Genomic DNA, 11191 nt, shown 5'->3' with positions numbered 1-11191 from the left:
CACGGCAAGCAGCCGGCGGGCCTGCGCGGGTCAGTCTGCCTGCCCGCGCAGGTCCAGCGCGTCCAGCAGCCTCCGGACCGAGCCGCCCAGGTTCCAGTCAGTGGCGAGCCGCTCCAGTTCGGCGCGCGGTTCGCCGGTCACCGGCTGGAGCCGGGCACCCGCCTCGGCAAGGCTGGGCAGCTCGAGGTCACGGACCAGGCGGACGACGGCGGGGGCTGCCTCGAGGTAACCGGCGGCTGCGGCCAGTTTTGCGCGCACCGGACCTGACACACCGCCGTCGTTCCTGCCCGCCGCCGCGAGCAGCTCCTCAAGGGTGCCGTATTTGAGCAGCAGCGACGCCGCGGTCTTCTCCCCGATGCCGGCGACGCCCGGCAGGCCGTCCGAGGCGTCGCCGCGGAGGGTCGCATAGTCGGCGTACTGCTGCGGCAGGACCTTGTACTTGGCGACCACCGTTTCTTCCGTGCACACTTCCAGGTTGCGCATGCCGCGGGCCGTGTAAATCACCCGGACCTGGCGGCCGTCGTCGCAGACCTGGAACAGGTCGCGGTCCCCGGTCACGACGTCGACCGGAAGTTCGGCATGGCTGGCGTAGGTGCCGATGACGTCGTCGGCCTCATGCCGGGCGGCTCCCACGATGGCGATTCCGGCCAGCTCCAGGGCCTTGCGGATCATGGGCAACTGCGCCTCCAGCGCATCCGGAACCACTTCCAGGTCGGTCCCCTGCGGGATGGCTTCGGCCACGCGGTGCGCCTTGTACGTGGGGATGAGGTCCACGCGCCACTGCGGGCGCCAGTCGTCATCCCAGCAGGCCACCAGGTGGGTGGCGTGGTAGTCGGTGGTGAGCCGGGCGATCATGTCCAGCAGGCCGCGCACAGCGTTCACCGGTATCCCGTCCGGGCGGCGGATGGTGTCCGGCAGGCCGTAGAAGGCGCGGAAGTAGAGGGAGGCGGTGTCGAGCAGCATCAGGCGCTGGGGCATACCTGATCCTGCCACGGAACCGGGCGGAACGGTGGCAGCCGGCCCCTGCGCCGGCGCTAGAAGGACGCCGAGGTGAATCCCAGGCCCAGCAGCCCCCTGCCGGCCTGTTCCATGATGGTGTCGATGCCCAGCGTGGGGTGGTTCAGGAGGACTCCGACGTCCCGCTGGATGCGCTGCAGCGGATGGGCCAGCCGGTGGGCGCTTCCCCCGGAACCGGCCAGGACCGTCCGCACGGCCTCCTGGGAGGCTTCGGCGCTCAGTGCCAGGGCCAGCCGGAACGCGGCCCGTTCCCCGTCCGCCGGGCCGGACGCCGAACGCTCCGGTGAGGCCGCCCCGGCCAGCGCCGCCTGCCAGTGCAGTTGCGCCGCAGCAACCTTCCCCGCCGCACGTGCGTAGCGTGCCTGCGCCAGCGGTGAGTCCGCCTGGCGGAGTTCGGCCCCATTCTTCAGCCTGGGTGCCAGCAGCTGGTCGCGGAACAGTTCCACGGCATACTCGGCGGAGCCCAGCGCCGCTGCCGGGGCCACGAGGTTCAGCAGCGTGGCCATCGGGGCGTGGATCAGCGGATCGGGATGGATGCGGCTGCCGGGACTGTCCGTGCCGCTCAACTCCGCCCAGTCCATGACGCGGTAGTCCGGCACCAGCAGGTCCCTGGCGCGCAGGTCGTTGCTGCCGGTCCCCCGGAGGCCGTCCGTATGCCAGGCATCGATCAGGTCCAGGTCGGCGAGGGGAACGAGGGCCTGCAGCCGCGTCCCGTCGTGCTGCACGGCCAGCAGCGCCCACTGCGAATGCATGATGCCGGAAGCGAAACTCCACTGCCCCGAGATCGCGTAGCCGCCGGGTACTTTCCGTGCCGCCCCGACGGGTGCGCTGGTGGCGGCAGCCAGCGGCATCGGTCCGCCGGTAAAGACCTCGTCCTGTACCTCGCGCGGCCAGCGCGCCAGCATCCACACGTGTTCGGCCAGGTGGCCGGCGGTCCAGGCCGTGGAGGCGCAGCCGCGCGCCAGCGTCCGGACCGCCTCACCGTAGGTCTGAACACCCAGGCCGTAACCGCCCACGGCGGCGGGTGCCAGGATCCTGAAGATTCCCGCCGCCTCCAGGTCCGACACCGTGGCGTCCGGCAGCCGGCGCAGCCGCTCGGTCTCTTCGGCCGCGGACCGCAGGCCCGGGACCAGTGCCGCAGCCCGCGCCACCATCTCCTCGTGCGTGGGGCCCGGTCCGTTGACTGCCGGTGCGGGCGCCACCTTGCCGGAAGGCGCGACGGCGGCCGGGCCGGCCTTGGTGCCCGGGGCCAGGATGCTGCCCGGGTCCGGGATGCTGCCCGCGTCCGGCGCGATGTCCAGGTCGAGTGTATGCGCGGTGCGGTCCCGCTTGGCTGCCAGGTACCGGCTGTTCGCTGCGGACAGGTGCACTCCTGTCGGAACTTTTTCGCCCACACCGATGCCCAGGGCAGCCAGTTGGGCGGCCTTGTCCGGATTGTTGGTCAGCAGCCGCACACTGGTGGCGCCGAGGGCCTGCAGCATCTGCGCAGCTGCGGAATAGTCACGTTCATCCTCGCCGTGCCCCAGCGCGAGGTTGGCGTCGTAGGTATCGAGCCCCGGGTCCTGCAGCGCATAGGCGTCAAGCTTTGAGTACAGGCCGATTCCCCGCCCCTCCTGGCGGAGGTAGAGGAGGAACCCGCCCGCGCCGGTGATGCGTTCCGCCGCTTCCCGTAACTGGGGACCGCAGTCGCAGCGCTCGCTGCCGAAGACGTCGCCGGTCATGCACTCGCTGTGCATCCTGACCAAGGGTCCGCCGCTGAGCAGCGCCTGCTCCCACGGGCCCAGGGCCAGCAGGAGATGTTCCTTGCCGTCGGAAAGGCCGTGGAAGGTGAACACTTCCGCGGTGGTGGCGTAACCATCGTGGAAGCGCAGCGGAACGGTGACCCGGCTGCGGACCCCGGCCGCGGGAAGGGTGGCGTTCGGCGGTGCGTCGTGGGCAACGGCAGTCATGATGGTCCTCGGCATTCGCAAGCGGGTATTACTTGAAGCTTTAACTAAATCCTACGGCTCGTTAGTTCAATCTTCAAGTAAATGCGGCTTCCCGTTTCAGGAGCTCTTGCGGGCGCTCCGGCTACCCGGAGCCCGGCGGTCCTTTGAGTACCGTGGGGACGTACTCCAGCAGCTGCAGGCGGCCGTCGAACGTTCGGCTTTGGACCATCTCCAGCCTGACGTCCGGATAACCGTCATAGATCCGTTCCCGGCCCGTGGCCCCGGTGATCACCGGGAAAACCACCAGCCGGAACGCGTCCACCAGGCCCGCCACCAGCAGCGACCTGGCCAGGCTGATGCTGCCGAGGGTGCTCATGGGTCCGGTTCCGGCGCGCTTCATGTCCCGGACAGCTTCCACGGCATTCCCGCTGACGAGAGTGGAGTTGGCCCAGTTGAGGGGCTCCCGCAGGGACGAGGAGAAGACCACCTTGGGAACGGCGGCCAGGCCCGCAAGGCTGCTGCCCTCCTCCTCGGAAAAACCCGACCGGTCCGCGGACGCCTGCGCGGACATGCCGTGCATCAGCCGGTAGGTGTTGGCGCCCAGGAGGAAGGTGTAATCCTTGGCTGCCTCCTGGTCGAGCCAGGCCAGGTACTCCGGCCCCTCCAGGCCCCACCATCCGGGCCACCCCTCAGCGGAGGCGTACCCGTCCAGCGAGATGATGAGGTCCACCATCAGGGTGGCTTGCGGTTCCGCTGCGGTGCTGCCCATGGCCGGCTCCTTGGACTGACGGGCGTGGATGTGCCGGCAATGCTATGCCCGCACGGCGGGACCTTCAAGGTCCCGGCCCTTTCCCCGGCCCTGCCCGGGGCGTAGCGTCTATAGCGCCGGAACCATCAACGCCGTCAAAGGAGCGGACATGGCTGGATGGAATGCAGACACGGCAGCGGGACCGGTGGGGGCCGGGACGGTCACGCTGGTGGAGGGCTCATCCTTCTCGATTTCAGCCGCCAACGGGGACATCCTCCCGGACCTGCCGCACGGCGTCTTCCACGACGACACCCGCATCCTGTCTGCGTGGAAACTGACCGTGAACGGCCAGCCCCTGGAGCCCCTCACGGCAGAGACCAAGGAACCCTACCGGGCACTGTTCACTGGACGGGTTCCCCAGTCGGACGGCTACGCGGACAGCCCCCTCATCGTGGAGCGGCTGCGCGAGGTTGCCGCCGGAATGCTGGAGGGCGTCACCATCCGCAACTACTCAACCAGTCCCGCCACCTGCACCGTGTCCGTCTCGGTGGAGGCGGACTTTGCGGACCTCTTCGAAGTGAAGGAAGCCAGGGTGCAGCGCCGCTGGGAGGAGACCCGGGGCTCCGACGGCGGTTCGCTCATCATCAGCGCCACCTGGAACGACCTGCGCAAAACCGTCCTCATCCGCGGCAGCGGCGCCACCGCCGCCGCCCAAGGCCTCACGTTCCAGGCGGTGATCCCGGCCAGCGGCTCCTGGAGCAGGCAGTTGAGCGTGCTGCCTGCCGGGAACGGCATCGTTCCCCGGACAGTGCCCGGACCGGCGTCGCAGGGCATGTCGCTCAGTGACCTCCGGCGGCAGGAGTGGGTGGCGAAGATCCCCCGGCTGCAGATGACCAACCGGTCCATCGAACGGACGCTCCGCCGCAGCTACGACGACCTGGGTGCCCTGCGCATCGAGGATCCGGCCCACCCCGAGCGCGTGGTGGTTGCCGCGGGCGCACCCTGGTTCATGACCCTGTTCGGGAGGGACTCCCTGTGGGCCTCGGAAATGGCGCTCCCGGTGGACCCGTCACTGGCGCTGGGAACCCTGCAGACCCTGGCTGACCGGCAGGGTTCAGTGGTGGACCCGGTCACGGAGGAGGAACCCGGGAAGATCCTGCACGAGGTCCGGCTGGGCGTGTCCACCGGGTTGGCGCTGGGCGGCAAGTCGGTCTACTACGGGAGCGTTGACGCCACACCGCAGTTCGTGATGACGCTGGGCTCGGTCAGCCGCTGGGGGTTTGCCAGGGACACCATCGCAGCGCTGCTGCCGCACGCCGACCGTGCGCTGGACTGGGTCCGCAACTACGGGGACAAGGACGGGGACGGCTTCGTGGAATACTCCCGCCTCCATGAACAGGGCCTGGTGAACCAGGGCTGGAAGGACTCCTGGGACGGCATCAACTTCGCAGACGGCACGGTGGCAGAACCTCCGATCGCCCTGTGCGAGGTCCAGGCGCTGGTGTACTCCGCGCTCCTGTCCCGGGCGTGGATGGCGCACGACGCCGGGGACGCACCCTTGGCGGAAAAGCTCACCGCCGAAGCCGCCCGGCTCAAGGGGAAATTCAACGACCAGTTCTGGCTGCCGGACCGGGGCTATTTCGCAGTGGCGCTGGACGGCAGGAAAAGGCCGGTGGACGCGTGTGCGTCCAACATGGGGCAGTGCCTGTGGCACGGCATCGTCGACGACGACAAGGTGCCGCTCGTTGCCGAACGGCTCATGTCTCCTGAGATGTTCAGCGGCTGGGGCGTCCGCACTCTGGCCACGGACATGGGGGCCTACAACCCGGCCAGCTACCACAACGGGTCAGTCTGGCCGCATGACAACGCCATCATCGCCGCGGGCCTGATGCGGTATGGCTTCGTGGATGAGGCGCAGCGGATCGCCACGGCCCTGCTGGAAGCAGCGGATTTTTCGGACGGCCGGCTGCCGGAGCTGTTCTGCGGGTTCAGCCGGGACCAGGTGGCCGAACCGGTGCCGTATCCCACTGCCTGCTCGCCGCAGGCGTGGGCGGCGACCACGCCCATCATGCTGATCACCAGCCTGATGCGGTACGACGCCCATGTGTCCCGCGGCGGCTTCTGGATGGATCCCGCCCTGCCGGAATCGTACGGCGACCTGCACATCACCAACGCGCCGCTTGCGGGCGGCCGGATGACCATCGACATCACTGCGGCCGGAGCCCAGGTCCGCGGCCTCCCCGACGGGCTTTCCTACCACCGCGAACACCGCCCGTGGCTGACCGAGCTGCTGGCGCAGGCGGGCCTTGGCACCGGCGGCACGGGCAGTTAGCGCGTTCCCGCGGCTGCGGCGAAGGCTCCCAGGAAATGAACTCGAACTGGAAGCGGTCAGAACCAGTCGGCGTCGGAATAGGTGCTGCGGACGTGGGCCCGGAGGTACTCCCCCAACACCGCCGCGCCGAGTCCGCCCACGTCGGGGGCGACGACGCGCCCGTCCACCCGCAGCGCCAACCGCTGGATGAACCGTTCCAGGCCCGGGTCATCACCGAGCCGGAAGAATGTTGCCAGCGTTCCGGACCGGCCCAGCCGGTCCAGTTCGGCCACCGTGACCCGGATGGTTTCCGCGTCCGGCGGCCAGTTGAACCATGAGTCGCCGTCCGGGAGGAGGTGCGCGGTGGGTTCCCCGTCGGTGACCACCAGCAGCACATGCTGCATCGAGGGGTGGCGGCGGAAAAAGCGTCCGGCGAGCAGCAGGCCATGGTGCAGGTTGGTCCCTTGCTCCCGCAGCGCGGGCAGCGCGGTCAGCGACCCGATGTCCATGGACTGGGCGTAGCGGCCAAACGTGATCAGCTCCAGCCTGTCACCGCGGAACCGCGTGGAAACCAGGTGGTGCAGTGCCAGGGCCGTCCGTTTCATCGGCACCCACCGCCCCTCCGCGGCCATCGAAAACGACACATCCACCAGGAGGACGACGGCGGCCTGGGTGCGCGCCTCGGTTTCAGCCACCTCGATGTCCTCCGGGGCGAGCCGGAGGCCCGGGCGGGGGTTTCCGCCGTCGGCCATGGTCCGGCGGATGGCGTTGGTCATGGTGCGGGTGACGTCCCAGGGCTCGGCATCGCCGAACTCCCAGGCACGGCTGGAGCCGGTCTGCTCCCCGGCAGCCCCGGCCAGGCGGGTGTCCCGCTGCCCCTGCCGGCCGGAGAGCTGCCGGGCAGTGTCGCGCAGCAGCGACTTGCCCAGCCGCCGCATGGCCTGGGGAGAGAGCCGCAAGTCGCCGTCGGCTCCGCGGCGCAGGTAGCCGCCGTCCTGCATGGCCCGTTCGATTTCCGCGAGGGTCCGGGCGCTGACGGCGGCGTCCGGGCCGAGCTGGCGGGCCAGCGCGTCCAGGTCCAGGTCGTCCAGCCGTGAGCCGTTGTAGGACTGGGAGAGCTGCTCGGACAGCTCATCCAGCTCGGCAAGGTCCTGCAGCACCCCGGTGCCGTCCCCCAGGCCCAGCCCGTCCTGCCCGTCGAAGCGTTCAGAACCGCTCCAGTCTTCACCCGGCCGCAGTGCCTGCAGGTTGCCGTCGAGCTCGTCCAGCTGCGCCATCAGTTCCCCGGACCCGAAGGCCTGGGCGGAAAGGCGCATCAGCTCGTCACGCTGCTCCGGGGACATGGACTGCAGGAGCCGTTGAGCCGCGGCGGCGCGTTTGGCCAGCGCGTCCACCAGTTCCTCCACCGAGCGCGGGTTCTCCGGGAAGTACTGCCCGTGCCTGGCCATGAAGTCCTGGAAATCAGCGTCCGTGTCCTCGCCGCGGCGGTGCTTGGCCAGGAGCCCGTTGAGGTCCCGGAGCATGGCACCCACAGCTTCACGGTCCTGGTCCGTGGCGTTTTCCAGCGCCTGCTTCATGCCGGCGAACCGCTGGTCCAGCACCTCACGGCCCAGCAGGTCCTTGATCTGTTCATACGCGTCCCGGGCTGTGCGGGACTGCCAGTCGTAGGAGGCGAGTTCGTTGACCGCCGCGGCCGTGGAGGCGGGGAGGTCCTGCAGCTGCATCTCCCGGAGCGCGCGGTCCGTGTTGTCCATCATGGCGTCCCGGGCCAGTTGCTTGCGTTCCTCGAGGACCGCCGTGTCCAGCAGTTTCCGGACGTCGTCCAGGGTGCCGTCCAGCCGGTGCCGGCCCACCAGGTCACGGCGGCGCTGCTGCACTTGGCGGGCAAGGTCGTCCAGGCCGTCGCGGTTCCGTCCGCCCCTTCGCAAGAACTCCTGCAGGGCGTGCCGGGGCGAATAGCCGGCCATGACGTCTTCGGCCACGGCGTCGAGCGCTTCGGAAAGGTCCACCGGAGGGGCGAGGGGGTCGGGGCCGCCGGTGTACCGGCCGTACCGGGACCGGTCGTGCAGGGTCATGCTGCCTCCTGTTGTGGCTGCCGGACGAGGCTCAGCCGTAGACCGTTTCTTCGTCGTCGGACTCCTTGGAGATCCGGCGGCCCAGGTACAGCCCTTCGAGGGCGAGTTCGACGGCGGCGGCCCGCTGGCCGTCGTTAGTGGCACCCAGGCGCTGGCCGATCTGGTCGTACAGGCCGGAGCCGTTCAACGAGGGCAGGTTCCCCAGGAATTCCCGTGCGGTGACCTGGCCACCGGTGGTCACCGTCCGGTGCCCGTCGAGCGCGGCGACCAGCGGGCCCATGTCGATGCCCTTGAAGTGTGCCCGGACGGCCTCGGCGGTGGCCGTCCGCAGGAGGTGGTCCAGGATGCCCTGTTCGCGGCCTTCCTCGCCTGACTCGAACTCCAGCTTGCCGCTGAGGACCTCCACGGCCGGTTCGAGGTCGATGATTCTGGCCACCGCCTCATCCTCGCCCCTGAGGCTGGCCCGGCGCAGGGCCGCGGCTGCCACCGTCTCAGCGCCCGCGATCGCGAACCTGGCGGACACCCCGGACGTCTGGTTAATGGCCGGGGACTGCCGGAGCGCGCGGGTGTACCTGGCCAGGATCTCCAGCAGGACTGCGGGAACGTCGGCCACCAGCTTGCCTTCCTGCCTGATCACCGCCACCTCGTCCTGCAGTTCGATCGGGTAGTGCGTCCGGATTTCGGCGCCGAAGCGGTCTTTCAGCGGGGTGATGATCCGTCCGCGGTTGGTGTAGTCCTCCGGGTTTGCGGACGCGACCACCAGGACGTCCAGCGGCAGCCGCAGCACGTAGCCGCGGATCTGGATGTCGCGTTCCTCCATGACGTTGAGCATGGCCACCTGGATGCGTTCGGCGAGGTCCGGAAGTTCGTTGATGGCCACGATGCCGCGGTTGGAGCGTGGAATCAGCCCGTAGTGGATGGTCTCGGGATCGCCGAGGCGCCGGCCTTCGGCAACCCGCATCGGGTCGACGTCGCCAATCAGGTCCGCCACGGACGTGTCAGGAGTGGCGAGCTTTTCCACGTAGCGTTCCGAGCGGTGCCGCCAGGCGATGCGCAACCGGTCCCCCTCCGTGGCGGCAAGGGCGCGGGAGGCATCGGTGATCGGTTCAAAGGGATGCTCGTTCAGCTCCGACCCCTCGATCACCGGTGACCATTCGTCCAGGAGCCCGGCCAGGGTCCGCAGCAGCCGGGTCTTGCCCTGGCCCCGTTCACCGAGCAGCACGAGGTCGTGGCCGGCGATCAGGGCTCGTTCCAGCTGCGGAAGCACGGTCCGGCTGAAGCCGTAAAGCCCGGGCCATGGATCGCGGCCGTCCGCGAGCGCGGCCAGCAGGTTGTCGCGGATTTCCCGGCGCAGGTCCTTCTGCTCATGGCCCGACGCGCGGAGTTCACCAACAGTGAAGATTTCGGGACGCTCAGTCACCCCTCTACCGTAATCCCGGTCCTGCCGCTAATCGAGGGATCCGGGCAGATTCACGGGCACCGGCACCCGGGACCTGGCCGCGGTGGTTCAGCTTCGGACGGCCGGGCCGAGGTGGGAACCGATGTGCTCGAGGAGGTAGTGCTGGCCGGCGACGGTGGGGTGGTCCTGGTCCGGCCCGATCAGGTCGGCGACGTCGCCGCTGATCCAGCCCTCCGCGATGGGGTCGACATACTCCCCGCCGGCCTGCGCTGCGGCTTCCCTGAGCCGGCCGTTGATCGCGGCGAGGGCGGGGTCGGGGGTGGGCAGGTACGACGGCGGCCCCACCACGATGATCCTCGCTGCGGGGGCGAGTTCCCCGGCACGGTCCATGGCGGCGAGCGCCGCGCCGGCGATGTCGTCGGCCGGGTAGCCCAGGTCGTTCTCCGACCCGAAGAACACGACGATGCCAGTGTCGGGGGTGACGTAGTCTTCCACCTGGGTCCCGAACGTGCCGTCGTCGTCTCCCGGCCTGACATAGCCGCTGCCGTTCCGGGCCGCGTTGAGGACTTCCAGCCCGGCGCCGGCCGGATCCGTCCGCAGCAACGCGGGCCAGGCCTGTTGCGGGGAGGTCCCGTGTCCGGTGCTCAGCGAGTCCCCTACCACTACCACCCGTACTGGCGGGACCGCACTGGCCAGTGGCGCGTGCGCCGCGCTGCCGGAGGGCAGGGCCAGGAGCAGGGCGGTTGAACCGGCAGCCACCAGGTGGCCGGGGTGCCTGCGCAGGGGCGGACGGAACAGCATGCCGGCGCCTCCTGGGTGAAAGGGGGCGGCTTAGAACTTCCCGTACCGCGCCCGGGCCATCGAATAGACACCGTAGCAGACCAGCCCGGCGGCGATGACGGCCAGAAGGACGGTCCCGTAGGGCTGGGAGCCAAGGGTCTTCAGCCCACCGTCCAGGCCGGTGGATTTCGAGGGGTCGGCGGTGACGGCGGCGGCGATCACCAGGACGCCGACAACAGCCAGGACCACGCCCTTGGCGATGTATCCGATCGATCCGATCCATTCGACAGCCGTGCGGGCGTTGCCGGGATCCTGGAGGTCCTCCATGAAATCGCGGGTAAATCCCTTATAGGCGTAGTACGCGCCGGCGCCGATAATGGCAAGGCCGACGGCGACGAGCAGCACGACGCCCGCGGGCGCGGCCATCAGCCTGGCGGTGAAATCGGTGGCGGACTGGCTTGAGCTCTTGCTCCCGCCGGTGGCGAACACCCCGAAGGTGAACGCCAGGACCCCGAAAACCACCGCCTTGCCGGCAGCGGATCCCGCCTTTTGCAGCTTCTTCTTCGACTCCGACTGGGCCCGCGCCTCGAAGAACGCCTCGCTGACCATCCACAGCGCCAGCGCGGCGCAGGCTGCGGCCCCTGCCCAGAGGAGGAACACCCCGCCGGGCTTTGACGCGACGGTTCCGATGGCGCCGGTCTGGTCAGCCTCCCCGCCTTGGCCGCCGGCCACCTGGAGGGCGATGACGCCAATCAGGATGTGCACCAGTCCTATGAAGACGAACCCTGCCCGGGCAAGCACCCGCAATGCAGGGCTGCGGGTGGCTGATGCTGCGTTGGATGCTGCACGGTTTGCCTTCTCCGAGGCGTCGCCCATGGCCGGCCCTTCCGATCTGTGCCTGATCTTCGCTTCCGCAGCTTGCGTGCCCTGGCC

The 11191-nt window shown here is 69.5% G+C and carries 8 protein-coding genes; 1 reads left to right on the top strand and 7 read right to left on the bottom strand.

Annotation, left to right across the window (positions count from 1 at the left end; genetic code table 11):
* Window positions 1–30: 30 nt before the first annotated feature.
* The 3 genes from AS031_RS05980 to AS031_RS05970 all read right to left on the bottom strand — a co-directional run bounded on the left by AS031_RS05980 (window position 31) and on the right by AS031_RS05970 (window position 3714).
* Window positions 31–978 (bottom strand): 5'-3' exonuclease, encoded by a 948-nt coding sequence (locus AS031_RS05980; RefSeq protein WP_176716511.1) that lies wholly within the window; start codon window positions 976–978, stop codon window positions 31–33.
* 56 nt (window positions 979–1034) lie between these two features.
* Window positions 1035–2966, bottom strand: coding sequence for a GTP cyclohydrolase II RibA (ribA, locus tag AS031_RS05975; protein WP_058267606.1), 1932 nt, complete (start codon window positions 2964–2966; stop codon window positions 1035–1037).
* Between the two features lie 121 nt (window positions 2967–3087).
* Complete coding sequence (locus AS031_RS05970) at window positions 3088–3714, bottom strand: dihydrofolate reductase family protein (protein WP_058267212.1); 627 nt, start codon at window positions 3712–3714, stop codon at window positions 3088–3090.
* Window positions 3715–3862: 148 nt separating this feature from the next.
* On the opposite strand from AS031_RS05970, the gene AS031_RS05965 reads away from it, so the two are divergent.
* The gene (locus AS031_RS05965) at window positions 3863–6025 is read left to right on the top strand and encodes an amylo-alpha-1,6-glucosidase (RefSeq protein WP_058267211.1); all 2163 of its coding nucleotides are present in this window, start codon (window positions 3863–3865) and stop codon (window positions 6023–6025) included.
* 56 nt (window positions 6026–6081) lie between these two features.
* On the opposite strand, the gene AS031_RS05960 is transcribed toward AS031_RS05965, so the two are convergent.
* The 4 genes from AS031_RS05960 to AS031_RS05945 form a co-directional block, all read right to left on the bottom strand.
* A complete protein-coding gene (locus AS031_RS05960; protein ID WP_058267210.1) occupies window positions 6082–8079 on the bottom strand; it encodes a vWA domain-containing protein in 1998 nt (665 codons plus the stop codon).
* Window positions 8080–8110: 31 nt separating this feature from the next.
* Window positions 8111–9499 carry a sigma 54-interacting transcriptional regulator gene (locus tag AS031_RS05955; protein WP_058267209.1) on the bottom strand — a complete coding sequence of 463 codons (1389 nt, stop codon included), beginning with the start codon at window positions 9497–9499 and terminating at the stop codon, window positions 8111–8113.
* Between the two features lie 87 nt (window positions 9500–9586).
* Entirely contained in the window at window positions 9587–10279 is a 693-nt protein-coding gene (locus AS031_RS05950) for an SGNH/GDSL hydrolase family protein (RefSeq protein ID WP_058267208.1), read from the bottom strand.
* A 30-nt stretch (window positions 10280–10309) separates the two neighbouring features.
* Window positions 10310–11134, bottom strand: a complete 825-nt coding sequence (locus AS031_RS05945; protein WP_058267207.1) for a DUF1206 domain-containing protein — start codon at window positions 11132–11134, stop codon at window positions 10310–10312.
* Between the last annotated feature and the right edge of the window lie 57 nt (window positions 11135–11191).

Origin of the sequence: Pseudarthrobacter enclensis, assembly GCF_001457025.1 — a bacterium.
In the GTDB taxonomy this organism is placed as follows: Bacteria; Actinomycetota; Actinomycetes; order Actinomycetales; family Micrococcaceae; genus Arthrobacter; species Arthrobacter enclensis.
Note: the sequence above shows the minus strand (reverse complement) of the source record. Positions and strands in the feature narration are given on the sequence as shown.